The sequence below is a fragment of the Chromatiales bacterium genome (genome assembly GCA_024234935.1).
GTDB lineage: Bacteria > Pseudomonadota > Gammaproteobacteria > Steroidobacterales.
The window spans coordinates 750,918-776,489 of the sequence record JACKNI010000001.1 but is presented as its reverse complement, the minus strand read 5'-3'; the positions used below and the strand labels follow the sequence as shown (position 1 = coordinate 776,489).

Here is a 25,572-nt window from a genome sequence, read left to right as displayed (position 1 = left end):
ACGCGGTTCCTTGAACGAGCGACTATATAGTCTCTCCAGTCTAATCGCGTTTTGGATCTGCTGCGACGCTTCTGCCTGTGAGGGCCATCGCAGAAATCCACGGTCGAGGCGAATAGTGTCACGCTTCAGGACAATGGTAACGACACACTGAACGGCTGACTGGTTGCACAAAGAAGAACGGCATATGTCTGTGTATCACATATCCCTGGCCGCACTGACCTCGACCACGCTGTTGATCCTCCTTTTGCGTCCGCTCGCCGTAGTGACCGGACTTGTCGATATTCCGAACGAGCGGAAGAGCCATCAGATCCCGACGCCACTGGTTGGCGGCCTGGCGATATTCGCCGGTCTGGTCATGGCATTCCTGCTGACTGTAGCCGAAGGTGTGACCCTGCCGCTTCGTGAAATCCTGAGTTTCTTCGGCGGAGGTCTGCTGCTGGTAACGGTTGGCGTCATCGATGACTTTTTTGACTTGTCACCGCTGGCGCGCTTCGCTGCGCAGATCGCTGCGGCATTGCTGATGATCTTTGGCGCTGGCGTTGTACTGAATGACCTGGGCGGCATGACGTTGTCCGGGCGGCTCCTGACAATGGGCGTCTTTGCAGTTCCGTTCACGGTTTTTGCGACCCTGGGTGTAATCAATGCGCTGAACATGTGCGATGGCCTGGATGGGCTGAGTGGCAGTCTTTCGCTGGTGTCTCTGGCCGGACTGTTTCTGGCAGCGTACCTGTGGGGTAACGTCGCAGATGTCATCCTGCTGCCACTGCTTGGCTCGGCAGTGGTGGGCTTTCTGTTTTTCAATCTCCGGCTTCCCGGCCGCCAGCGCGCCTCCATATTCATGGGTGATGCGGGCAGCATGTTTCTCGGCTTCGCACTGACCTGGTATGCAGTCTCGCTGTCCCAGGGCGAATCCAGGGTGATCAGTCCTGCAGCAGCCCTGTGGTTCTTGATGCTGCCCATTTTCGATACCGTCACCATGATGCTGCGCCGGATCCTGCGCGGACGGTCACCGTTTTCGCCGGACCGGGAGCATCTGCATCATGTGTTCCTGCTGGCCGGCTATACCGTCAACGAGACGGTCGGGCTGATGGCTGCAATTGCCGCACTTGGTGTGCTCATCGGCTTGGCCAGCGTTTACTGGCATGTGCCCGAGTTGCTCGTTGCCGGCGGTTTTCTGCTGGTCGGGCTCGGTTATTTCTGGATGATCATGCACGCCTGGCGGGTGATGCGCTTCCTGCATCGCTCGATTTGCCGGCGCAGAATTGCTGGCGATCGGCGTCGTGGGCAGGATCCGGCTTATGCCGGGCCCGAGCGGCGCAGCGGCATTGACCGGCGTCTGGCTTCGGCTCAGACGGCTACGGCACCACCGGTCAATATTTCCTCTCCGGTACGTGCGCCAGCGATGGCGACACGACAGCGTGCATCGTCGGACTTTTCCGCCCGCCCTTCAGCGGCCGCCTCAACCCTGATCAGGGTAGCCAAGCGCAACTGAGCAGAAGGTTGCCAACTCTCCGGTATGCGCCGCGGACAGTCTTCAGCATTTCTTCAATAAGAGGATCCTCGCCGCAGGCCGTAAAACGGGATACGACCGGGTCGATCCTGATGCCGATGGCATGAAATTCGAGGAATGAGCCCGTTACTGGCCAGAGGCACTTGTAGACACTCTCTTTGGCACTGAAAACCAGTTTGGCGCCGAGCTGCGGATCCATGCCGCAGCTGGCCAGTGCCGCCCGCTCGTCTTCACGGCATACCAGTTCGAGCAGGTCGGGCTCAAGTGGATCAGCGCTTTCCATGTCGATGCCCAGGGAGCGGAGATCCGACTTCCATGCGACAGCGGCAATGGCGAAGTCACCGGTGTGCGTAATCGAACCGATGACCCCGGGTGGCCATACGGGCGCACGACCAGGGCCGATGGGCAGCGCAACTGCTTCGTGTCCCAGGTGCGCCAGCGCCCGGCGTGCGCAATGGCGGCCGGCAGCGAACTCGCGTCGACGCTTCCCGCTCATGCCGGCAGCAGCTCGAAGTTCCGGTGACCATAGTGGTTCCGGCTCGCAGCCGGTGTTGTACAGCGCGCAGGCAACTGCTGGCGGAACCAGATCCGTCATGGCCCTCGTCAGTTCAGCACCATCAGGCATGGGGTGGCAGTGTGCCAATCGATGGTCACGATGCCAATGGAAAGCGGGGCGGGGCGACCGGAACCCGTTCACGCTAGAATCGCGCCCGTATTCGCCAGTTCTGAAAAGCAATGACCGTCAAGACACGCTTCGCTCCCAGCCCCACCGGCTATCTGCACATCGGCGGCGTCCGTACCGCGCTGTTCTCATGGTTGTATGCACGCCATCACGGCGGGCAGTTCGTGCTCAGAATCGAGGACACTGACCGCGAACGGTCTACCCAGGCCGCAGTGGACGCGATCCTTGAGGCAATGAACTGGCTTGGCCTTGAATATGACGAGGGCCCTTACTACCAGACCGCAAGGATGGATCGCTACCGCGAACTCGCAGCACAGTTGCTGGAGGCAGGCGGCGCCTATCACTGCTACTGCAGCCGGGATGAGCTTGAGCAGATGCGCGCGGCCCAGATGGCGCGCGGCGAAAATCCGCGCTATGACGGACGTTGCAGGGAGCGTCGGCACCCGGTCCCGGGCGTGTCCCCGGTTCTGCGTTTCCGTACGCCGCAGGAGGGCGTCACAATTGTCGATGATCTGGTGCGTGGCCGTGTCGAGTTCCAGAACTCCGAGCTCGACGACCTGATCATCATGCGATCTGACGGCTCACCAACATTTCATTTTGGCGTCGTGGTGGATGATGGTGATACGGGAATCACGCACGTGATCCGTGGTGACGACCATCTCAACAACACACCGAGACAGATGCATTTGATCGATGCACTCGGCTTTGCTCGTCCCGCCTATGGCCACCTGCCGATGATCCTCGGGCCGGACGGGGCCAAGCTGTCAAAGCGGCATGGGGCCGTCAATGTACTCGAGTACCGCGATGCGGGTTATCTGCCGGACGCAGTGCTGAACTATCTGGCACGCCTCGGCTGGTCGCACGGCGATCAGGAACTTTTTTCGCGTGAAGAGATGATCCGCCTGTTTGACATCGCAGCGGTCAACGCCTCGGCCTCGCGTTTCGATACGGGCAAGCTCAACTGGATCAATCAGCAGTATCTCCGCAGCGGCAGCCCGGAGGAGCTCGCGCCGGGTCTTGTGATGCAACTGGAGCGGGCAGGGCTTGATGTGCGAAATGGACCACCTGCAGTTGCTGTCGTCGAGGCATATCGGGAGCGGGCGACGACCTTGCAAGAGATCGCCAGCAGCGCACACTATCTGTATGCGGAGCCGGCACAGATCGATACCGCAGCTATCAGCAAACACCTGACTGCGACGGTTGCCGGACCGCTGAGCCTGCTGGTCAAGCGCCTTGCCGAGGCTGCAACCTGGACGCGCACAGATATTCATGCCGCCATGACCGCCGTCGCCGCGGAATGCGGCATCGGCTTCGGCAAGCTCGGTCAGCCGGTGCGCGTGGCCGTGACCGGCGGCACTGTATCGCCGCCAATCGATGTGACGCTCGAATTGCTCGGGCAGAAAAAGGCCCTGGACCGCCTGAAGCACGCGATCGCTCGGTTGCCATCATGATTCCATATTTTTCCGGTTGGGGCCTGCAGCTTTCCTTGACAGTCTTGGGAGCGGTCGCGTAGATTCCCCGGCCAGCCGTGTGGGGCTATAGCTCAGCTGGGAGAGCGCTTGCATGGCATGCAAGAGGTCGTCGGTTCGATCCCGACTAGCTCCACCAAATTACTTCCAGTACCGTTAGCCCATCAGACTGTCCCCATCGTCTAGAGGCCTAGGACACTGCCCTTTCACGGCGGCAACAGGGGTTCGAATCCCCTTGGGGACGCCATTTCTCATGATCCTGGCGCTGGCTACTACCGCGGCCAGCGTTCCCGGGCAATGGCTGGTGTTGTGATCCATTCATCGAATGCATGCTAACCATCTGAGCAAACAGGCATTATGATGACTGCGTGACCGCCGCTTTATTCAATACCGCCTTGTGGGCCAGCCTGGTGGCGCTCTCCTACGCCCTTGTCGGCGCCTACGTGTTGCTGACTGGTGGCGGGGTATTGCTGCGGAATCAGATACTCGGCGTCGTTTTCGGCGGTGTGGTCTGGGGGCTTTTTTTCGCCCAGTCCGGTTATGCCAAAGGCATTCAGTACTTTGCACTGCTGGCCTACGGCGTGCAGATTCTCCTGCTCTACAGCTGGTATCAGTTCCTGCACCGGCTCTTGCGTGGACCTTACGAACGGTCCATGCCGGAACTGGTCAGGTGGCTGCTGCGGTTGTTCTGGATCGTGGTCCTCAGTGCATCAGCCGGCGTCATCTGGCTGACCTCTGTCGGCACGGCCGGGTGGCTGGATACGGTCTGCAATGTCATTGCAGCGGCCGTCGCGCTCTTGTGTCTGGCACTTGCAGCCCAGTTTGTCAGTGATGCCCCGGTCGAGGGGCGGACGGCAACCCGAGCTCTCGCCCTTTCCGCAGTACTGGTTTCGGGCTCGCAGGCTGTTGTGGCTATAGTCGCTGCGGCCGGTGCGGGCGTACCGCGCTGGTTGAGCGGCCTCGCAGCGCTGTGCCTTGCGGCGGCGGGTCTGCTGATGCTGTTCGCGCTTCGCCAGCGACCACAGTGGTCGCTCGATATATTCGTGTCTCCTGAAGCGCGCAGCTATGCGCCGCGTTTTCTGGCCACCGGATCCATCCTGCTGGTCGCCCTGTTTCTGCTGCCGGTATTCCACTCGCTGGAACCGCTGATCGCCCGACAGGCAGCGCTTGCCCTGGTACTCGGCATGGGTACGCCGCTCGTGGTGCTGCTGTTCTCCGAACGTCTGAATGCGCGCCTGAAGGTGTTTGTCAGCAAACATTTCGTACCGTTTCGCTACGACTATCGGGAAGAGTGGTTACGGCTGATCGATACCCTGGTTTCAAAGGGTGCCGGTCTGCCGCTTCCGGAGCGCGTGATCAAGGCGCTGGCCGAGATCGTGGGCAGTCCAGCCGGGATACTCTGGACACCGGTCGACGAGAACCGTCAACTGACTGCCCTGGCCGGCTGGAATGTACAGAGCCTGCCGGAAGCGCGTATCGCAATCGATGACCCCCTGGTCCTGTTCATGCTCGAGCGTCAGTGGATCATCGATACGGCAGAGTTGTCGCGCCGGCCGGAACTGTATTCAGGCCTCAAGAAACCGTCGTGGCTCGATGCGTTTCCGGATGGCCTGCTTATCGTTCCGTTGATCAGTAACGCGACGCTTACGGGGTTGATCATGCTGCATCAGCCCGGTACCAGTTTCAGGCTGAGTTTCGAGGAGATCGATCTGCTGCGTACTTCAGGCCGGCAGGTTGCCGCCTTCCTGGCGCAGTACGAAGCGGATCAAAAACTTGCCGAAGGACGTCAGTTTGAGGCGTTCAACCGGTTGACGGCGTTCGTCATGCACGACCTAAAGAACCTGATTGCCCAGCAATCGCTGATGTTGCGTAACGCTGCGAAGCACAAGGGTAATCCGGCGTTTATCGATGATGCGATGGCGACCATCGACAATTCCGTCCTGCGCATGAACAAGCTGCTGCAGCAGCTGCAGAGTGGTGAAACCACGGGGCCACGCCAGCGCGTACGGGCGGCAGCCGCTGTCGCCGATGCGGTGGAGCGCTGTCGGGGCAGAGAGCCGGTCCCGCAGTTCGGCGATACGGAGTCGGATCTGCAGGTGTGGATAGACCGTGAGCGATTCACCGCGGTACTCGTACACCTGATCCGTAACGCCCAGGAGGCAACCAGCCGCGATGGCTCGGTCAGCGTCGCGATTGCGGCGGCCGATGATGGGGTGGCGATCACGATCGAGGACGACGGTTGCGGCATGGAGCCTGAGTTCATCCGCACCCGTTTGTTCCGTCCTTTTGATACGACCAAGGGCAGCAAGGGCATGGGCATCGGCGCGTATCAGGCGCGGACGCTGGTCATGGATGCCGGCGGTTCGCTGCGCGTTGAATCGGAGCCGGGTGTTCGTACCCGGTTTATCATCTGGTTGCCGCTGTATGAAGCCGGTGCTGTGACGTCGGCGGCATGATGTGCCGGACCCGTGCGTTATGATGACCCGGGTTTATGTTGCGTTTGACCCTGTCCGGCCGGATGTGCCGCGGGGCTTCAGTTTTCAGCGGAGAGATCTTTGACAGACCAGCGCAGGAAGCTTCTTGTGGTCGAGGACGACCCGGGCTTGCAGAGTCAGCTCAAGTGGTGCTTCACGGACTATGAGGTAATCGTTGCCGAGGACCGGGCCGGCGCGCTGGCACAGCTGCGTCGTCATGAGCCGCCTGTAGTACTGCAGGATCTGGGCCTGCCGCCGGATGCGGAAGGCGTCAGTGAAGGAATAGCCACACTCGAGGAAATTCTGGCGCTCGTGCCTGCTACCAAGGTGATTGTTGTCACCGGTCACGGCGACCAGCAGAATGCCATTCGTTCGGTGGCGATCGGTGCCTATGATTTCTACCAGAAGCCGGTCGATACCGATACGCTGCAGCTGATTGTCGATCGCGCCTACCACATCCACGAACTGGAGCGGCAGAACCAGAAGCTCTTGCAGAAGCAGGGCATGTCACCGCTGGATGGCGTGGTGGCCGCCAGCGAATCGATGCTGCAGGTCTGCCGCATTGTCGAGAAAGTTGCACCCACGAATGCCACGACCCTGCTGCTCGGTGAGAGTGGTACCGGGAAAGAGGTCCTGGCCCGGGCCCTGCACTCATTGAGTCCGCGGGTCGACAAGGGCTTTGTCGCCATCAACTGCGCGGCCATCCCGGAAAACCTGCTCGAGAGCGAGTTGTTTGGTTATGAGCGGGGCGCGTTTACCGGCGCTGTGCGGCAAACGCCTGGCAAGATCGAGCACGCGGATGGCGGTACGCTGTTTCTTGACGAGATCGGCGACATGCCTTTGCCACTGCAGGCCAAGCTGCTGCGGTTCTTGCAGGAGCGGGTTGTAGAGCGCGTCGGCGGACGGGAGGAGATTCCCGTCGACGTGCGCGTCGTTTGCGCCACGAACCAGAACCTTGAAGTGGCGATTCGCGAGAACCGGTTTCGTGAAGATCTCTATTACCGGATCAGCGAGATCACCATCCGGATTCCGCCATTGCGCGAACGGGACGGCGGTTGCCGCCTGCTGCTGGCACGGACGCTGCTGGAACGATTCGCGCTGCAGTACCACCGCCAGTTCCGCGGCTTCAGTCCGGACGGGCAGAACGCCGTAGAGAATTACCCCTGGCCCGGCAATGTCCGGGAGATGGAGAACAAGATCAAGGGTGCGGTGATCATGGCCGAAGGGCGCTACATTACTGCAGCTGACCTCGGTCTTGCGGCTGACGGTGAGCAGACACCCAGCCTGAATCTGCGTGAGGTGCGCAAGGATGCGGAAAGTCGTGCGATAAACAGTGCGCTGGCTTATGCGGCGGGCAATATCTCCAAAGCGGCGCAGTTACTCGGTATCACGCGGCCGACGCTCTATGACCTGCTGGACAAGTACGCGATTCAGCACGACAAGGACCATTGAGTCGCGCCAGGGGGTTACTCGGCCGGTTGTTTGAGCAGGCGTTGTTCCCAACGCAGTGCGGTACTGACGATGAGGTCCAGATCGTCGAAGCGCGGGCTCCACCCCAGTACGGAGCGAATCCGGTCGGCGGCCGCTACGAGCGTCGGCGGGTCGCCGGCGCGGCGGGGTTCTTCTTTCTTTGCAAGCGTGAGGCCGCTCACGCGTTCGACCGCGGCAAGAACCTCGCGCACGCTGTAGCCGTGTCCGTAGCCGCAGTTCAGTACGGCTGACTTTCCGCCATCGTGCAGATAACGGAGTGCGTCGAGGTGGGCCGTGGCGAGATCCTCGACATGGATATAGTCGCGTATGCCTGTGCCGTCCGGGGTTGGGTAGTCAGTGCCATAGATGGAAACATGGGGCCGCTTGCCGACAGCAGCCTCGCACGCCACCTTGGTCAGCAGGGTCGCCTTGCGTGTGGACTGGCCGATCCTGCCGCCTGGATCCGCGCCTGCGACATTGAAATATCGCAGGGAAACATAGCGCATTGCGTGGGCTAGATCGGCATCCCTGAGCATCCATTCGCTCATGAGTTTCGAACTGCCATAGGGGTTGATCGGTGCAGTCGGCGTATCTTCCGAGGCGATGCCGTTTTCGGGAATCCCATAGACTGCGGCCGTTGATGAAAAGATGAAGTGCTTTACGCCAGCGCGGACAGCGCACTCGAGCAGGTTGCGGGTGGCGCAGGTATTGTTGCCGTAGTACTTCAGCGGATCGCTTACCGACTCGGGAACAATGGTGTGTGCTGCGAAATGCAAAATGGTGGAAATTCGGTGTCCGGCAAGCAGTTCGGTCACCAGATCGCGGTCGCCGGTATTGCCGGTTACCAGCGTTCCCTCCGGTACCGCCGAGCGGAATCCGGTAGACAAGTCGTCCAGCACAACTACTTTTTTTCCGGCCTCGCACAGCTGTCTGACCACATGACTGCCGATGTATCCGGCGCCGCCGCTGACGAGGACGGTTTCCCTGGTGCTGGTGGAACTGCTCATGACAGAATCCCGTGATGAATGAGTTAACGGTCAATTATATAGCCCGGTCCGGATTCTGGCCGTGACGCCTGTCGCCTGACCCCATGACGCAGCTGATTCCTGAAATCCCGGCCGCATCCGGACAGATGCGGGGCGTCGATCCCTGGCGCATCTCGGTTGCGCCGATGATGGACTGTACCGACCGGCACTGCCGGTATTTCCTGCGCCTGTTGTGTCCCCATGTCCGTCTTTACAGTGAGATGGTGACAGCAGCGGCGATCATGCATGGTGACTGCGACAGGCTGCTGCGCTTCGACCCGGCCGAACATCCGCTCGCCCTGCAGCTGGGCGGCAGTGATCCCCGATTGCTGGCCGCAGCTGTCCGCAAGGCTGAGCCCTATGGCTACGACGAGATCAACCTCAATGTGGGCTGCCCGAGTTCGCGGGTCGCAGAGGGTTCCTTCGGCGCCTGCCTGATGGGTTCGCCGGGCCTCGTGGCCCGTTGTGTGCAAGCCATGCAGGCAGAGTCCGGGCTGCCCGTCACGGTAAAGACGCGGATTGGTATCGATGATCGCGACGACTATGGTTTTCTGCATGATTTCATTTCGCAGGTTTCAGCAGCCGGATGCCGGACATTCGTCGTGCATGCCAGGAAAGCGCTGCTCAGCGGACTGTCGCCGAAAGAGAACCGGGAGATCCCTCCGTTGCTGTATGCGACGGTGTACCGTCTCAAGGCGGATTTTCCTGATTTGCGGATTATCCTGAATGGCGGTATCGATACCCTGGCTGCGATCAGGACGCACCTGGCAGCGGGTGTGGACGGTGTGATGATCGGCCGCAAGGCCTACGCAGATCCCTATTGGCTCACGGCAGTCGAGACGGGTGTCCTTGACCGGACTGGCATGTGGCAACCGCCGTCACGGGGGGATGTTGTCGCCGCCATGGCACGCTATGCGCGACAGGAGACAGGCGAGCGCGTTCGCCTGCACCACATCACTCGTCACATGTTGGGCCTGTATCATGGCCAGCCGGGTGCGCGGGCATGGCGTCGCTTTCTCAGTACCCGGGGCTGTGCGGTTGATGCGGGGCCGGAGTTGCTGCTTGAGTCCTTGAAGATGGTGACCGGCGATGATGCGGGTTTTTGACATACAGGAGTTGATCACGGATGGCGGAGCGGAGAAATACGGGCAAGCAAAGCATCGCCCAGAATGCAGACCTGCATGAGTATTACGAGAAGGCTGTACAGTGTGCCGAGTCGGAATGCGAGTTTGTCGTGGATACTTTCCGGCAGGTCCGTGGCCGGTCGCCACACAAGCTGCGTGAGGATTTTTGCGGTACGGCAAGCGTGGCCTGCCAGTGGGTGAGTCTGGGTCGGTCCATGCATGCGACGGGCGTTGATCTGGATGCGGCCGTACTGGACTGGGGGCGGAAGCGAAATGTCGACCGGCTCAAGCCCTCGGAGCGGGGGCGGCTTGAGTTGCTTCAGGCCGACGTCACCAAAGTCCGTGCCACAGGCTTCGATGCGGTCGCTGCCTTCAATTTCAGTTACTGGATCTTCAAGACACGTGCACAGATGCTGCGGTATTTCCGCCGTGTCCGGCGTTCGCTGGTCAAGGATGGTATTTTCTTTCTGGATGCCTACGGTGGATACGACGCCTATCGCGAGCTTCGTGAAACGACCGCACATCGCGGCTTCACCTATGTATGGCATCAGGAAAAATACTTTCCCGTCACATCGGAAGTGCTGTGCCATATCGGATTCCGGTTTCCGGATGGTTCGCGGATAGACAAGGCATTCACCTATGACTGGCGCCTGTGGTCATTGCCGGAGTTGACAGAGCTGCTGGGGGAGGCAGGATTCTCGAAGACCACTGTCTGGTGGGAAGGAACTGCGAAGGATGGTCGCGGTAACGGGGAGTTCACACCTGAAGCGAAAGGTGATGCGGATGCCGGCTGGGTGGCCTATCTCGTGGCGGAGTATTGATGTGGCGCCCCCGGGTCCGGACACTGGTCTGGCCGGGCATGTCATGGCATATACTGCCTGCAGCCGTTTGACATATTGCGTTCCGGGTGACGTGTGACTGCAGCTGCCGAAAAGAAGCTTTCGATACTGTTTGCAGACGTGGTCGGCAGCACCCAGCTATACGAGAAGCTCGGCGACGAACGAGCCCGCGAGACGGTCCAGCAGTGTCTGCAGGTGATGAAGCAGGCCACTGAGAACTTCGGCGGCACGGTCATCAAGACCATGGGCGACGAAGCCATGTCAACCTTTCCGTCTGCAGACGACGCCCTGAATGCGGCCAACCAGATGCAGCAGCGCATCAGCAATACGGTGCGCATCGACGCGCAGGGCACGCATGTTGCGATCCGCATCGGCTGTCACTACGGGGCGGTTCAGGTTGAGGAGCGGGATATTTCCGGTGTTGCGGTTCATACCGCCAACAGCATGACATCGCAGGCGAAGGCGGGACAGATTCTCACGACGAGCGCTGTAGTGGAGCAGTTGAGTCCGCAATGGAAGGCGCTGGTGCGCCAGATTGACGTTGCCACACCCAAGGGGCAGTCCGACGAAGTCGCTGTATTCGAGGTGCTTTGGCAGCCTGAAGAGGCAACCAACATGCTGCCGTCGATTGATCCGGCCCACCGGGTGCCGGTGACCAATGCGCGCCTGTATCTTCGTTTTCGTGATCAGGAAGTCATCGTTGGTGACGAGGGCAAGGCGACCGTCACTATGGGCCGGGCCGACGAAAACGATGTGGTCATAAAGGGAAACCTGATTTCGCGGATACACGCACGCGTGGACGCGGCGAGAAACAGGTTTGTACTCGTGGATGAAAGCACGAACGGGACTTTCATTCAGCAGGATGGCAAGGAAGAGATCTACCTGCGTCGCGACAGTGCGGTCCTGACCGGCAGCGGCGTGATCAGCATGGGGCGCGTCGCTTCCCGCGGAACACCGCTGGCCATCGAATACAGCGTGGAAAGCTGAGAGCGGATGCGGGCCTTGCGCCCGCATGCCAAAGCCGGTCTGTCACTCAGCCGAGATCCCTGACCACCCGGCGATGCTCTTCCAGCAATTCTGCCGGCAGCCGCTCACCGAATTCCTTCATGTAGTTCTCAATGGACGCCATCTCTGCCCGCCACTGGGCGGCATCGACCTTTAGCAGCGCGTCGAGCGCACCCGGCCTGAGCTCAAGGCCGCGGCTGTCGATATCCGCGCTGTGCGGCAGGAAACCGATCGGTGTCTCGCGCGCGCCGACCTTGCCTGAACAGCGTTCCGTTATCCACTGAATGACGCGCAGGTTGTCGCCAAAGCCCGGCCACAGGAAATGTCCGCTGTCGTCCTGCCGGAACCAGTTCACGTGGAATACCGCTGGCAGCTTCCTGGCGCGCTTTTCAAAGCTCAGCCAGTGCTTCCAGTAGTCACCGAAGTTGTAGCCGCAGAAGGGCTTCATGGCCATCGGGTCACGCCGGGTCACACCGACCGCACCCGTGGCCGCTGCGGTGGTTTCGGAAGCGACGCCCGCGCCCATCAATACGCCATGACGCCAGCTCTTTCCCTGATAGACCAGTGGCGCCAGTTCGCGGCGACGGCCACCGAAGACGATCGCGCTGATGGGCACGCCTTTGGGGTCGTCTGCAAGCGGCGAGTAACTCGAACCCTGTCGTGCCGATACCGTGAATCTGGAATTCGGGTGCGCTGCCGGGCCATTCTTCGCATCGTAAGGGCGGCCTTGCCAGTCGAAGGCCGGCTTGCCATCACCCTTGCCTTCCCACCAGGGCTCCTTGTCGGCGGTCATCGCGACGTTGGTATAAATCGTGTCGTGCCGGATCATGTCGTAGGCGTTGCGATTGGTGGTCGGCCCGGTGCCCGGTACCACGCCGAAGTAGCCCGCTTCCGGGTTGATAGCACGAAGCTGGCCTTCGTCGTCGAGGTGCAGCCACGCGATGTCATCGCCCAGCGTGCGTACCTTCCAGCCAGCCATCGATTGCGGCGGTATGAGCATTGCAAGATTGGTTTTGCCACAGGCTGAAGGAAAGGCGGCGCCGATGTAGTAGCGCTCGCCAGCCGGATTCTCGATCTCGACCAGCAGCATGTGTTCTGCAAGCCAGCCTTCCTGGCGGGCCTGCCAGCTGGCGATGCGCAGCGCGTGGCATTTCTTGCCGAGCAGCGCATTGCCACCGTAACCCGAGCCGATGCTCTGGATCAGCAGCTCTTCCGGAAAATGCATGATGAAGCGGCGGTTCGGGTCCAGGTCACCGGTCGAGTGCAGCCCGCGTACAAATGTTCCTTCGCGCTCAATGCGCTCAAGGGCGGCCTTGCCCATGCGCGTCATGAGTTGCATGTTGGCGGCGACGTAGGCGCTGTCGGTAATCTCCACGCCACAGCGGGAATAGGGGGAATCTATCGGACCCATGCAGTAGGGGATCACGTACAGCGTCCGCCCCTGCATTGCGCCGGCGAACAAGCCATCCATTTTCTGATGGGCCTGATCGGGAGCCATCCAGTTGTTGTTGGGGCCGGCATTGTCGCGGTCTGTGGTGCAGACAAAGGTCAGGTGTTCGACGCGCGCCACGTCTGAAGGGTTGGAGCGATGCAAATAGCAGTTCGGATAGGTTTTCTGGTTGAGGGCGACGAGGTCGCCGGTCTTTTGCATCTCCGCGATCAGGCCGAGATATTCGGCCTCCGATCCGTCGCACCAGTGAATTCTTGCCGGCTTCGTCAGGGCAGCAACCGAGTCCACCCAGCCGCGCAATGCGGTATTACTTGTGGTCATCACATATCCTTGATTATTGTGAAGTAATCGCGCCGGCAAGGAGGCGGCAGGCGGGATTGGTGGGCGATTATACAGATCAGGGATCGCCTATACTGACCCACATCTGTTCCCCGACCGTTCCGGTTACCTGAATGTATGGCTGTTTGAAAGCAGGGCAGTGAAGGATCCGCATTTTTGCTGCCTGGCTGTCGAGACGGCCACCGACTTCCCGAGCCTCGCGCTGGTACACGGAACGCAGATCGCCGTACGTGTGGCGGAGGGTCTGCAGACGCCATCTCGTGCGATCTACACCTGGCTTCAGGAACTGCTTGAAGAAACAGGCACCAGCCTGGATCAGCTTGATTGTCTGGCCTTTGGCGCCGGACCCGGGAGCTTTACGGGAGTGCGGGTCGCGGCAGCACTGGTGCAGGCTCTTGGTTTTGCGCGGCAGTTGCCTGTGGTACCGGTGTCGACGCTGGCCGCATTGGCGATGGCCGGATTCCGGGCTTCCGCGGGGCACCCGGTTGCCTGTTGTCTGGATGCGCGGATGGGGCAGGTCTATTTTGCAGTCTATGCAGCGGACGACGAGTTTGGTGTGCGCAGCCTGCAGGATGATGTGCTGGTGCAGCCGGAGGAAATCAGCTGTACCAGCTTGTCCTCATGCTTTGCGGCCGGGCCCGGCTGGCTTGCATATCCGGGATTGCGTGAACGGTTTGCCGGTGTGCTGACCGGGCTGGATGCGGAGTTGCGGCCGTCGGCGGCCGATGTTGCCGCACTGGCCTGGCCGAAGTTCCTGCGCGGCCAGACGCTTGCGCCGGCACTCGCACTGCCGAATTATCTGCGCGACCGGGTAACATCGTGAGTGCCCGGGTTCAGTTTGTGATGGTATTTCCCGGACGGGTGACAGGATCGGCGGCATGAATATCTTCAGTACGGTGCGGGGTGCAAACACGGTCGGGTTCCTGGTCTGTTCCGCGCTGATCGTCTTTGCCTTGTATGCGCAGCAGGTGCTGGGCCTTGAGCCCTGTCCGCTGTGTATCTTCCAGCGTGTTGCGGTGATCTGTCTCGGGCTCCTGTTTCTGATCGCTGCCGTACACGACGCCGGACCACGGATGCGGCGTTTCTACGCGATCCTGATCGGCCTGACGGCGCTGGCTGGCAGCGGTGTCGCCGGCCGGCAATTATGGTTGCAGGCCTTGCCACCCGACCGGGTGCCGGCCTGCGGTCCGGGCCTGGACTTCATGCTGGAGGCGTTTCCGGTCGGCGAGATGCTGATGACGGTGCTGTCCGGTTCCGGCGAGTGTGCCAAGGTCGACTGGACGCTGTTTGGCCTGAGCATGCCCGGCTGGGTGCTGATTGCGCTGGCCGTACTCGGAAGCTGCGGTGTCGTGCTGAACTGGCGTGGCAAAGGCTGGCCACTACGCACCGGCTGAGGCCCGGCCCGTCTTATGGCTGGCCCAGCAGCCGAGCGCAAATTTCCCGGTAGACCTCGCGCATGGTGCCGATATCGGCGACCGGTACCTGTTCGTTCGGTTTGTGGATCGTCGTGTTGACCGCGCCGAACTCGATGACATGAGCGCCGCTCGGCGCGATGAACCTTCCGTCCGATGTTCCCCCGCCGGTAGACAGTATTGGCGTGATGCCGGTGATGCTGGTGATGGCTGCGCTGACCGAGTCGGTGAGCTGGCCCGGCGGTGTCAGGAACGGCTCGCCTGACAGGTGCCAGTCCAGCGTGTATTTCATGCCGGATTCGGCAAACAGTTTTTCGATGTGTGCGCTGAGACGCTGGTGTGTCCACACGGTTGAATAGCGGAAATTGAAGCGCGCACTGAGCGTACCGGGAGTGGTGTTGACCGCATCGCCGATGCTTTCGAGCTTCACGACCTGAAAACTGGACGGCGGGAAAAACTCGTTGCCCTGATCGACCGGTTCCGAATAGAGGCGGGCCAGCAGTGGTGCAAAAGCCTGGATCGGGTTGCTGATCATGTGCGGGTAGGCGACATGCCCCGGGATCCCGTGCACCGTCAGTATGCCGCTCAGGGATCCGCGACGGCCTACGCGCACGGTATCCCCAAGGCGTTCTTTCCCGGACGGCTCGCCGATGACGCACCAGTCAATCCGCTCACCGCGCCCGGCAAGCCACTGCATGACGCGCTTTGTGCCATCCTGGGCACGGCCTTCTTCATCGCTGGTAATCAGGAACGCAATCGAGCCCTTGTGTCCGGGATGAGCTGCCGTGAAGTCTGTTGCGGCATCCACCATGGCGGCCAGACTCGCCTTCATGTCGGCGGCGCCGCGGGCATAGAGGATGCCATCGCGGATTTCCGGTACGAAGGGATCGGTCTGCCAGTCCTGTGCCGGTCCGGCTGGCACCACGTCGGTATGGCCTGCAAAGCAGAGTACCGGGCTGCCCTGGCCGTGACGTGCCCAGAGATTGCTGACTTCGCCAAACTGCAGGTGTTCGACGCTGAAGCCGGCTGTGGCGAGCCGCTCGGCAATGAGCGACTGGCAGCCTTCGTCAGCGGGCGTAATCGACGGCCTGCGCAGCAGTTCGCAGGCAAAATCGAGCGTACTGTCCCTGGTGAATGTCATGCGCTCAGTCTGTTCTCAACAGCTCGTTAAGGGAGGTTTTGGCGCGTGTCTTCGCATCCACGCGCTTGACGATTACCGCACAATACAGACTGCAGGAGCCTTTGCCCGAGGGCAGCGTTCCGGGTACGACCACGGCTCCGGCCGGTACCCGTCCGTACAGGATCTCGTCCTTCTCGCGATCATAGATGCGGGTGCTCTGGCCGATGAAGACCCCCATCGAGATGACGGCCCCTTCTTCGACGACCACGCCTTCGACGATCTCGGATCGCGCACCGATGAAACAGTTGTCTTCGATGATGGTCGGATTGGCCTGCAGGGGCTCCAGCACACCACCGATGCCCACGCCGCCCGAGAGATGCACTTTGCGCCCGATTTGCGCGCAGCTGCCGACCGTCACCCAGGTGTCCACCATGGTGCCGCTGTCCACAAATGCCCCGATATTCACGAACGACGGCATCAGGATCACGTCACGGGCAATATGCGCACCGCGCCTGACGATCGCACCCGGTACCACGCGTGCTCCGCCTGCGGCAAATGCCTCCTGGCTGCAGTTGGCGTACTTCATCGGTACCTTGTCATAGAAATCGGTAAAGCCGGCTTCGATGCGGACATTCCGTTCGATACCGAAGTGCAGCAACACGGCTTTCTTGAGCCACTGGTGGACAACCCATCCCCCGGCGGTTTTCTCAGCCACACGCGCTGTGCCGCGATCGAGCATGTCGATGGCGGTCTGAACGGCCGTACGGATCGCCGGTGGCGGATTCTGCAGATCGAGCGAGGCGCGATCGTCGAACGCCTTGTCGATGATTGTGCTGAGTGTGTCTGTGTCTTTGTTCACGATGAGTTCCAGCTGTAGATGTTTGAAGAATATGCGGGCTGCCGTCCTAGCTGCCATTGTCGAGGGCGAGAATCAGGGCTGCTTCGATCTGCTCGCAGGCAGCATCGGTCAGCGGGTTGCCGTTCGGGTCGGTGACATAAAAGACGTCCTCGGCCCGTTCGCCCACGGTGAGTATCTTGGCAGCCTGAATGCCCACCTCATGGTTGCGCAGTACCTGCCCGATCTGGCCCAGCAGTCCCGGCCGGTCGCTCGCAACGATCTCGATGACGGTCCTGTTATTGATGTCATCGCTTCCAAAGCTGACCAGGGTCGGGGTGGTGAACATCCGTACCTGCCGTGGCGGGCGCCGGGTCACTTTCAGGCCTCTGGTTTCGCCGGCCGTTATCGCCTGTTCCAGGCGCTGTCTGATCTGTTCGCGCCGGTCGCTGTCCAGAATGTGTTCACCGCTTTCGAGTACCACGTAGGTCGACAGGCGGAAACCGTTGTTGAGCCGGATAATCCGCGCGTCCGCGATGTTGAGGCCGAGTTCGTCGAGGACGGCGGTGGCAATCGCAAAGGTATAGCGATCCTGTGGCGCGTAGGTAATCACCGAGGTGCCGGCACGAGAGGCTTCATCCTGGATGCCGACCAGTACCCGGCGGCCTTCGTCCTCGCGTGCGGCGAGCAGCCGCGTGTGCCAGGCAATCTCCTCCGGGTAGTAGCGCAGAAAATACTCGTCGCCCAGTTCGGCCCAGATCTCTTCGAGCCGTGCTGCGGGGATGCTGGCTGCCGCGGGCAGGATCCGTGCGGCAGCCTTGCGTTCGGCAACCAGCTCGTCGCGGTCGATCGGGTTTTCGAGTCCGCGGCGCAGGGCCCGCTTTGCCTGGTTGTACAGCTCCTCAAAGAGCTGTGCTTTCCATGAGTTCCACAGTTTCGGGTTGGTGCCACGGACATCGGCAACGGTGAGCAAATACAGATAGTCCAGGTGGACCTCGTCGCCGACGAGCGCGGCAAATTCGCTGATGATCGCGGGATCGCTGATGTCGCGTTTCTGCGCGGTCAGCGACAGGCTCAGATGGTGGCGGACGAGCCACGCAACCAGTCTGGCGTCGTATCGGCTCATTCCGTGCTCAAGGACGAAGGATTCGGCATCCAGTGCGCCAAGTTCGGAATGGTCGCCACCGCGCCCCTTGGCGATGTCATGAAAGAGTCCGGCGAGGTAGGCGAGTTCCGGTGCGGGCAGCGAGCGCATGATTTCCGAGCAGCGCGGATATTCATGATCGTACCGGGACAGTGCAAAGCGCCGCAGATTGCTGACCACGAACAGTGTGTGCTCGTCGACGGTATAGGCATGAAAGAGGTCGTACTGCATGCGGCCGACGATGCGGCCAAAGGCGGCAACGTAGCGGCCGAGTACGCCATAGCGGTTCATGCGCCGCAGTTCGTGCGTTACGCCTTCCTTGGCGCGCAGGATCTGCAGGAAAAGCCGTTGGTTGCGCGGATCCTGGCGAAAGCCATCGTCGATCAGATTCAGGCTGCGCCGTACCAGTGAAATGGTTCCTGCGCTTACACCCTTCAGTTCGGGGTGCTGCTGCAGGATGAGAAAAAGTTCCAGCAGGGCGGACGGTGTGTTGTCGAAAACATCATCCGCAGTGACCTGCAGGAAACCGTTGCGGACCTGGAAGCGGTCGTTGACGGCTTCGACGGGCGTATCCGGGCTGCTGAGAATCGCTTCCTGAAACTGTTGCAGGCTCATCTCGTTGAGCCGGCTCAGGTCCATGACTGTGCGGTAGTAGCGCTGCATGAGCTGCTCGACAGCCAGCATATAGGTGGCATCCTGGTAGCCGAACAACTGCGCAATGCGTGCCTGATGATCGAACAGCAGGCGGTCCTCGTGCCGACCGGTAAGCAGATGCAAGGCGAAACGGATGCGCCAGAGAAACTCCCGGCCCTGAAGGAGAAGGCGAAGCTCTGGAGCACTGAGAAAACCGCGCCTGACCAGGTCTTCGAGATTTTCACTGCCGAACTCACGGCGTGCGATCCAGGCGATCGTGTGGATGTCGCGTAATCCGCCCGGACTGCCTTTGACATCCGGTTCCAGGTTATGGACGGTGTCGTCATAGCGGTGATGGCGGGCCTGCTGTTCCCGCAGTTTGCCTTCGAAAAAATCGCGCGATGACCAGATGTTTTCCGGTGAGATAGCGGCCCGCATGCTCTGTAACAGTTTTTCCGGCCCAAGCAGCAGGCGGGATTCCATCAGCGTCGTGAGGACGGTGAGATCGTGTTCAGCGTCCTGTCGGCACTGCTGGGCGTTGCGCACACTGTGCCGGATCTCGATGCCCGCATCCCAAAGCAGGGTCAGGAATGTTGACAAGCCATCACGGACCGGACCCGCCGTTTCTGGCGGCATGAGTACCAGCAGGTCGACGTCCGAGCAGGGGTGCAGTTCTCCCCGACCGTAACCGCCGACTGCCACAAGTGCGCAACCGGCATGGTCGCTACCTGTACTGCCTCGCCAGGCGCTGCAGATGACGAGATCGACAAGCCTGGCCCGGTCGGCGATGAGTTGCCCGGTATTTTCACCGGCCAGGAAGCGCTGTTTGAGTGCGGCGCTGCCGCAGGCAAGGATATGGCGGAGCTGCAGCAACAGGGTGTCCGGGTTCTTGTCCGGCTGACAGGGCAGGGTGGACACCTTTGTCCAGTCGATGGCGCTGCCGTCAGCGCTAAGGATGCTCGCGGCCAGTTCCCGGGCCTCGTCAGTCAGGACAATGGGCAGGGTGGCGGATTCGTTCATCGCTGCTCGTTGGCGCCGAGAGTCAGGACTTCGCACCCGTTGTCAGTGATCAGGATTGTGTGCTCCCACTGGGCGGACAGTGAATGATCGCGCGTGACTACCGTCCAGCCATCTGGCAGCAGCCTGACATGCCGTTTGCCTATATTCACCATCGGTTCGATGGTGAATGTCTGCCCCGGGCGCAGTTCGAGCCCGGTGTTCGGCTCACCGTAGTGCAGTACCTGCGGATCTTCATGAAAGACGCGACCAATGCCATGGCCGCAGTATTCACGCACGATACTGAGATCCTGGGCCTCGACAAAAGTCTGGATGGCATGGCCGATATCGCCGAGGCGGTTACCCGGCCTGGCCTGCGCGATGCCCTTCCAGAGCCCTTCATAGGAAGCACGTACGACCCGCTCGCCCTGCACCGTACTCTTGCCCACGAAGAACATCCGGCTGCTGTCACCATGGAAGCCATCCTTGATGACCGTGATATCCACATTGACGATATCGCCGCTTTTCAGGACCCGGTCGCCCGGAATGCCGTGGCAAACCACATGATTGACCGAGGTACAGATGGATTTCGGGAAGCCGCGGTAGTTCAGGGGGGCGGGTATCGCATGCTGCACGTTGACAATAAAATCGTGACAGATGCGGTCGATCTCGTCTGTGCTGACCCCGGGCTGTACATAAGGCCCGATCATGTCCAGGACGTCTGCGGTGAGCCGCCCTGCCAGCCGCATTGCGTCCTGTTCAGCCGGGGTCTTGATTGAAATGGCCATGCGTTCCTTTCTGCAGCCCTGAGCCGGGCCCCGGCAAATGAAGAGGAACGACCCTGCGAGCGCGTTGTTGCCGCTAACCCGGTATGGTATAAAGCGCGCGCCCTAGAGGCAACGAAATCCACACGCGTTCCGACACGTCCGGCGGGGTGCCCTCCAACCAAGTCGGGATTCCAGTACAGGAATCCTGCTGCGGAGCCAGGGTTGCCGGATGGGGTTCGCGGAGGTTCGAACCCAAACTGTGAGGAGTTCCCATGACTGACGTGAGCATGCGCCAGATGCTCGAGGCCGGTGTGCATTTTGGCCACCAGACTCGCTACTGGAATCCGAAGATGGGCCCGTATATTTTCGGCGCCCGCAACAACATCCACATCATCAATCTCGAACATACGGTACCGATGTTTCGCAAGGCGGCGAACTTCGTCAGTTCGCTTGCGGCGAATGGCGGCAAGGTGCTGTTTGTCGGTACCAAGCGTTCGGCCAGCGAATCAGTAAAGGCGCAGGCGACCCGCTGTGGTATGCCCCATGTCAGTCACCGGTGGCTGGGCGGTACGCTGACCAACTTCAAGACAATCAAGCAGTCCATCAAGCGCCTCGAGGAACTCGATGCGATGGAAGAGGACGGCACTTTCACGCGTCTGACCAAGAAAGAGGTTCTTGAGCGTCGGCGTGAGCGTGAAAAGCTTGAGCGCAGCCTGGGGGGCGTGAAAAGCATGGCGTCGCTGCCGGATGCGATTTTCGTGATCGATGTCGGTCATGAAAAGATCGCGGTTCATGAGGCCAACAAGCTGGGCATTCCCGTTGTAGGTATTGTTGACACCAATTCTTCGCCCGATGGTGTCCAGTACATGGTGCCCGGTAACGATGACGCAATGCGGGCCGCCGAACTCTATTCAATCGCGATTGCGGACGCGGTAATCGCCGGCCAGTCGGCAATTCCGGCCCTGCCGGTCGGCGAAGACGATTTTGTCGAACTTGATGCCGACGGGCGTCCCCGGGCAAACCCCGATGGCAAGCGGGCCGGTGCAGCCAGGCGGCCGGCACGGAAACCGGTTGCAGCACCGGGTCCGGCTGCAAAGGCCGAGCCGGAAGAAGCGGCAGCCGATGCCGCGTCGCCAGGCGATCAGACGGAAGCAGAGGCCTGATTCCATAGGCCTGCCTGCTCCATGCCGGGCTGCTTGTGCAGCCCGGAAGTTTTTCCGGTGCCTTACGGGCACCAGCCAGGCCTCGTGTATTGCAGGGGCCGCTGTTTATGAATCTGGAGAGTCGTGATGACGATTGCCGCAAGTCTCGTCAAGGAACTGCGCGAGCGCACTGGCGCCGGCATGATGGAGTGCAAGAAGGCGTTGATCGATGCCGATGGTGCGATCGATGCGGCACAAGAACTTCTGCGTACCCGCGGTCAGGCTAAAGCCGACAAGAAGGCCGGACGGATCGCCGCCGAAGGACAGGTCATGATGGCAGTCAGCCCCGGTGGCGATGTGACCGCTATCATGGAGGTCAACTGCGAAACGGATTTCGTTGCCAAAGACGACAACTTTCAGCGCTTTGCGCAGGCAGCCGTTGAGATGGCAGCCGCAAAGCAGCCCGGGACGGTCGATGAACTGATGGCGCTCGCAGCCGCTGACGGACGGACGCTCGAGGAAACCCGGCGGGACCTGGTTGCCAAGATCGGTGAAAACATCGGTGTGCGCCGCTTTGACTATGTCCGGCCAGCCGGACAGCTGGGCACCTATTTTCACGGTACGCGGATCGGCGTGCTTGTCGATGTGGTTGGTGGTGATGCGGATCTCGGCAAGGATCTGGCGATGCATATCGCTGCGAGCAGCCCGCGCTTCCTGTCAGCTGACGATGTGCCCGAAGAGATTCGCGCCAACGAGCGCCGGATCCTCTCCGAGCAGGCCCAGGGTGAGGGCAAGCCGCCCGAGATCGTCGCCAAGATGGTCGAGGGTCGGCTGCGCAAGTATCTGAATGAAATCGTTTTGCTTGGCCAGTCCTTCGTCAAGGACCCGGATATTTCCATCGAGAAACTGCTCAAGCAACGTGGCGCCACCGTAAAGAGTTTTGTGCGTCTTGAGGTGGGCGAGGGGATCGAGAAGAAGTCGGAAAACATCGCTGAAGCAGTCGCTGCCATGCATTCGGGGGGCTGAGCCACTTCATGATCGGCCGATCGCATTTCCGGCCAGCTGTGCGGTACGTCGCAAGCCTGTCCTGCTGTTAACATCGCAGGGCAGCAAATCCGGTAGAATCAACCGGGTTTTGCACCAGCCCTTCAATCGACATCGCACGGTTCTGATCGCATGAATGAGACCCTTCTGCTCTACCGGCGCATCCTGCTGAAACTCAGCGGTGAGGTACTTATGGGCGGTGGGGATTACGGCATTGATCCCGCTGTGCTGGCCCGGGTAGCAGCCGAGCTGAAAGAGGTTGTCGCCCTTGGGGTGCAGCTTGGCATCGTTATCGGTGGTGGCAATATTTTCCGCGGCGCGGGCCTCGCCCGGGCGGGTATGGACCGGGTCACCGGTGACCATATGGGGATGCTCGCAACGGTCATCAATTCACTTGCCTTGCAGGACGCCCTCGAGCGTATCGGTACGCATGCCCGGGTGATGTCGGCCTTGCAGATCCACGAAGTCTGCGAAGACTACATCCGGCGCCGCGCAATCCGTCACCTCGAAAAAGGACGGGTGACGATCTTTGCGGCAGGCACAGGCAACCCGTTTTTCACGACCGACACCGCTGCGGCATTGCGTGCCATTGAGATCGATGCCGATGTGCTGGTCAAGGGCACCAAGGTCGATGGGGTCTATACGGCCGATCCTGTCAAGGATCCCAAGGCAGTGCGCTACGACCGGCTGAACTTTGACCAGGTGATCAGCGACAAGCTCAACGTCATGGATACCACGGCGGTTGTCATGTGCCGTGAGAATCATGTGCCGATCCGTGTTTTCAATCTGAACGGAGCCGGGGAGCTGGTGCGTCTCGCTCGCGGCGAGAATGTGGGCACTCTGATTACAGAGTAGATCGTGTAGTCCGGAGGTTATGTCGTGATCGATGAGATCAGAAAGGATGCTGATCAGCGCATGGCCAAATGCGTTGTGGCAATGTCGCAGGGCCTGCGAAAGCTCCGCACCGGCCGCGCGCACCCGAGCCTGCTCGAACACCTGACCGTTGATTACTACGGCACCAGCGTTCCGCTGACGCAGACCGCGAACGTTGCCATCGAAGATTCCCGCACGCTGACGGTGACGCCTTGGGAAAAATCGATGGTGGCGGTGATAGAAAAAGCCATCATGAGTGCGAATCTCGGCCTGACGCCGCGCAGTGCCGGCATGGTGATCCGTGTGCCGCTGCCGGTGCTTACCGAAGAACGGCGACGGGACCTTGCGAAGCTGGTTCGCCAGGAAGCCGAGCAGGGCCGGGTTGCCATACGCAATGTCAGGCGCGATGCCATCAACGACATCAAGGAACTGCTGAAAGACAAGCTGATCAACGAGGATCAGGAGCATCAGGGCGAGGCGATGATCCAGGAGATTACCGACAAGCATGTCGCTGAGATCGAGAAGATCTCTGAGGATAAACAGAAGGAAATCATGGAGTTCTGATAGTTATGGAACTTCTGAGACAGATCTGAGCGTCGATGACCAGCAGCAATAAATTCCAGGCTGTACTGCCTGCCCACGTGGCCATGATCATGGACGGGAACGGGCGCTGGGCCACCGCGCATGGGCGCCCCCGTCACGCTGGCCACCGTGCCGGCGTCAAGGCCGCTCGCGCTGTCATCGAGGCTTGTGCCGCCCAGCATGTAAAGGTGCTGACGCTTTTTGCCTTCAGCAGCGAAAACTGGAAGCGGCCTCCGGGCGAGGTCGATGCACTCATGCGTCTGTTCGTCGAGGTGCTGCAGCGCGAGGTCGATGCCCTGCATGAAAACGGCATACAGCTGCGCTTTATCGGTGCACGTGACAGCCTGCCGACGATCTTGCGCAAGCGCATGGCCGATGCCGAGGCTCGGACTGCGGCGAACTCGCGTATGACGCTCGTGCTTGCAGTCGCCTATGGCGGCCAGTGGGATATGGTTCAGGCCGTGCGGCGGATTGGTCAGAAACTGAGATCCGGCGATCTCGATCCTGCTGATATCGACGAGTCACTGATCGACCGCCATCGTGCCCTGGCGGGTCTGCCGGCTCCTGATCTGCTGATACGTACCGGTGGTGAGCGGCGTATTTCGAATTTTCTGCTGTGGGATCTGGCTTATACCGAGCTGCATTTCACTGATACCCTCTGGCCGGATTTCAACGCGGAGGAACTGGTGGCGGTACTGGACGCATTCAGTCACAGGCAGAGGCGCTTTGGTGGTGTCACCGGGCAGCTCGAGGCCATCGGCGATTGAGTACCGCCGCGGGGCGTGCGCTCCGGACAGAGTCGCGGTATCCCCGTGACTGAACTGATAAAGCGGGTACTAACCGCGGCAGTGCTGGTCACGGTTCTGCTGATAGTTCTCTTTGTCGCTCCCGGCAGCGTGGCAACCGGTGTGGCGGCGTTGCTGATGTTGCTCGCTGCTCGCGAATGGTCGGCATTTCTCGGTGCGGTAAATCCGCTGGTGCGCTATGCGTGGCTGTTGTTGCTGGCCGGCGCCTATGCAGCGGTCTATGTGCTCGTTCCCCGTCAGCTCGACCTGTCGCTCGTGCTATGGGCAGCGCTCGCGTGGTGGTTAACCGCGCTGGTCTGGGTCCTGCGCTACCCGGTGCCGATTTCGCCAATTGCCGCCGGACTGGCTGGCGTTTTCGTCCTGGTTCCGGCCTGGATCAGCCTGGTGAGCATCCTGCAGGTGGCGGGGCAGGGACCGGCGCTGCTGCTGCTTGCTCTGGCGATCATCTGGGCTGCGGATATCGGCGCGTACTTTGCCGGGCATCGCTGGGGGCGTCTGAAGCTGGCGCCGCGCGTCAGTCCAGGCAAGACGCTCGAAGGGGTCGGTGGGGGTCTGGTCAGCGCGGTACTTGTTGCAGGTCTGGGCGGCGGCCTGCTTGGCCTGCCACTGGCGGCCATGCTGCCGCTCGGTCTGTGCATGGCAGCGATATCCATCCTCGGTGACCTGACCGAGAGCATGTTCAAGCGCAGTGTCGGCATCAAGGACAGCGGCCGGCTGTTTCCCGGTCATGGCGGTGTCCTCGACCGGATTGACAGCATCACGGCGGCGACCCCGTTGTTTGCGCTGGCGCTGCAGTGGATGGGACGGATCCCTGCCTGATGTCTTAGTATT

At 60.8% G+C, this 25,572-nt stretch carries 22 protein-coding genes and 2 tRNA genes; 17 read left to right on the top strand and 7 right to left on the bottom strand.

Annotation, left to right across the window (positions count from 1 at the left end; all coding sequences use genetic code 11):
- The first annotated feature begins 184 nt into the window (after positions 1–184).
- Complete coding sequence (locus tag H6979_03735) at positions 185–1,492, top strand: undecaprenyl/decaprenyl-phosphate alpha-N-acetylglucosaminyl 1-phosphate transferase (protein MCP5138952.1); 1,308 nt, start codon at positions 185–187, stop codon at positions 1,490–1,492.
- Here the strand turns inward: H6979_03735 and H6979_03730 are convergent.
- A complete protein-coding gene (locus H6979_03730; protein MCP5138951.1) occupies positions 1,470–2,105 on the bottom strand; it encodes a 4'-phosphopantetheinyl transferase superfamily protein in 636 nt (211 codons plus the stop codon). The genes H6979_03735 and H6979_03730 overlap by 23 nt on opposite strands.
- 140 nt (positions 2,106–2,245) lie before the next feature.
- Here H6979_03730 and gltX point away from each other — a divergent pair, with 140 nt between their 5' ends.
- From gltX to prsR, 5 genes are all read left to right on the top strand, one after another.
- Entirely contained in the window at positions 2,246–3,643 is a 1,398-nt protein-coding gene (gene gltX / locus H6979_03725; protein MCP5138950.1) for a glutamate--tRNA ligase, read from the top strand.
- 81 nt (positions 3,644–3,724) lie between these two features.
- Positions 3,725–3,800 (top strand) — tRNA-Ala (locus H6979_03720).
- 32 nt (positions 3,801–3,832) lie between these two features.
- Positions 3,833–3,908, top strand: a tRNA-Glu gene (locus H6979_03715).
- Between the two features lie 121 nt (positions 3,909–4,029).
- The gene (gene prsK / locus H6979_03710; protein MCP5138949.1) at positions 4,030–6,117 is read left to right on the top strand and encodes a PEP-CTERM system histidine kinase PrsK; all 2,088 of its coding nucleotides are present in this window, start codon (positions 4,030–4,032) and stop codon (positions 6,115–6,117) included.
- Positions 6,118–6,216: 99 nt separating this feature from the next.
- Complete coding sequence (prsR, locus tag H6979_03705) at positions 6,217–7,587, top strand: PEP-CTERM-box response regulator transcription factor (GenBank protein ID MCP5138948.1); 1,371 nt, start codon at positions 6,217–6,219, stop codon at positions 7,585–7,587.
- A gap of 14 nt (positions 7,588–7,601) precedes the next feature.
- Here the strand turns inward: prsR and galE are convergent, their stop codons facing one another.
- Positions 7,602–8,612, bottom strand: coding sequence for a UDP-glucose 4-epimerase GalE (gene galE, locus H6979_03700; protein MCP5138947.1), 1,011 nt, complete (start codon positions 8,610–8,612; stop codon positions 7,602–7,604).
- A 125-nt stretch (positions 8,613–8,737) separates the two neighbouring features.
- On the opposite strand from galE, the gene dusA reads away from it, so the two are divergent.
- The 3 genes from dusA (at position 8,738) to H6979_03685 (ending at position 11,580) form a co-directional block, all read left to right on the top strand.
- Entirely contained in the window at positions 8,738–9,736 is a 999-nt protein-coding gene (dusA, locus tag H6979_03695; GenBank protein MCP5138946.1) for a tRNA dihydrouridine(20/20a) synthase DusA, read from the top strand.
- Positions 9,737–9,756: 20 nt separating this feature from the next.
- A complete protein-coding gene (locus tag H6979_03690) occupies positions 9,757–10,575 on the top strand; it encodes a class I SAM-dependent methyltransferase (GenBank protein MCP5138945.1) in 819 nt (272 codons plus the stop codon).
- A gap of 93 nt (positions 10,576–10,668) precedes the next feature.
- Entirely contained in the window at positions 10,669–11,580 is a 912-nt protein-coding gene (locus H6979_03685; GenBank protein ID MCP5138944.1) for an adenylate/guanylate cyclase domain-containing protein, read from the top strand.
- Between the two features lie 46 nt (positions 11,581–11,626).
- Here H6979_03685 and H6979_03680 read toward each other — a convergent pair whose 3' ends face one another.
- Complete coding sequence (locus H6979_03680; GenBank protein ID MCP5138943.1) at positions 11,627–13,369, bottom strand: phosphoenolpyruvate carboxykinase (GTP); 1,743 nt, start codon at positions 13,367–13,369, stop codon at positions 11,627–11,629.
- A 157-nt stretch (positions 13,370–13,526) separates the two neighbouring features.
- Here H6979_03680 and tsaB point away from each other — a divergent pair, with 157 nt between their 5' ends.
- Both tsaB and H6979_03670 read left to right on the top strand, forming a co-directional pair.
- Positions 13,527–14,210, top strand: a complete 684-nt coding sequence (gene tsaB / locus H6979_03675) for a tRNA (adenosine(37)-N6)-threonylcarbamoyltransferase complex dimerization subunit type 1 TsaB (GenBank protein MCP5138942.1) — start codon at positions 13,527–13,529, stop codon at positions 14,208–14,210.
- A gap of 55 nt (positions 14,211–14,265) precedes the next feature.
- Positions 14,266–14,781, top strand: coding sequence for a disulfide bond formation protein B (locus H6979_03670; protein MCP5138941.1), 516 nt, complete (start codon positions 14,266–14,268; stop codon positions 14,779–14,781).
- Positions 14,782–14,794: 13 nt separating this feature from the next.
- Here the strand turns inward: H6979_03670 and dapE are convergent, their stop codons facing one another.
- From dapE to map, 4 genes are read right to left on the bottom strand one after another with little or no spacing between them, the layout of a single operon-like run.
- Complete coding sequence (gene dapE / locus H6979_03665) at positions 14,795–15,940, bottom strand: succinyl-diaminopimelate desuccinylase (GenBank protein ID MCP5138940.1); 1,146 nt, start codon at positions 15,938–15,940, stop codon at positions 14,795–14,797.
- A 4-nt stretch (positions 15,941–15,944) separates the two neighbouring features.
- A complete protein-coding gene (dapD, locus tag H6979_03660) occupies positions 15,945–16,835 on the bottom strand; it encodes a 2,3,4,5-tetrahydropyridine-2,6-dicarboxylate N-succinyltransferase (GenBank protein ID MCP5138939.1) in 891 nt (296 codons plus the stop codon).
- A complete protein-coding gene (glnD, locus tag H6979_03655; GenBank protein ID MCP5138938.1) occupies positions 16,825–19,551 on the bottom strand; it encodes a [protein-PII] uridylyltransferase in 2,727 nt (908 codons plus the stop codon). The genes dapD and glnD overlap by 11 nt, the downstream gene beginning before the upstream one ends.
- Positions 19,548–20,315, bottom strand: coding sequence for a type I methionyl aminopeptidase (map, locus tag H6979_03650; GenBank protein ID MCP5138937.1), 768 nt, complete (start codon positions 20,313–20,315; stop codon positions 19,548–19,550). Before map ends, glnD begins: the two co-directional genes overlap by 4 nt.
- A 251-nt stretch (positions 20,316–20,566) precedes the next feature.
- Here map and rpsB point away from each other — a divergent pair, with 251 nt between their 5' ends.
- The 6 genes from rpsB to H6979_03620 all read left to right on the top strand — a co-directional run bounded on the left by rpsB (position 20,567) and on the right by H6979_03620 (position 25,560).
- Complete coding sequence (rpsB, locus tag H6979_03645; GenBank protein MCP5138936.1) at positions 20,567–21,457, top strand: 30S ribosomal protein S2; 891 nt, start codon at positions 20,567–20,569, stop codon at positions 21,455–21,457.
- A 126-nt stretch (positions 21,458–21,583) separates the two neighbouring features.
- Entirely contained in the window at positions 21,584–22,462 is an 879-nt protein-coding gene (locus tag H6979_03640; protein MCP5138935.1) for an elongation factor Ts, read from the top strand.
- A gap of 150 nt (positions 22,463–22,612) precedes the next feature.
- Entirely contained in the window at positions 22,613–23,335 is a 723-nt protein-coding gene (locus tag H6979_03635) for a UMP kinase (protein ID MCP5138934.1), read from the top strand.
- Positions 23,336–23,359: 24 nt separating this feature from the next.
- Entirely contained in the window at positions 23,360–23,917 is a 558-nt protein-coding gene (frr, locus tag H6979_03630) for a ribosome recycling factor (protein MCP5138933.1), read from the top strand.
- A 35-nt stretch (positions 23,918–23,952) separates the two neighbouring features.
- A complete protein-coding gene (uppS, locus tag H6979_03625) occupies positions 23,953–24,702 on the top strand; it encodes a di-trans,poly-cis-decaprenylcistransferase (protein ID MCP5138932.1) in 750 nt (249 codons plus the stop codon).
- A gap of 45 nt (positions 24,703–24,747) precedes the next feature.
- On the top strand, positions 24,748–25,560 hold the full coding sequence (locus tag H6979_03620) for a phosphatidate cytidylyltransferase (protein MCP5138931.1): 813 nt from the start codon (positions 24,748–24,750) through the stop codon (positions 25,558–25,560).
- Positions 25,561–25,572: the final 12 nt, after the last annotated feature.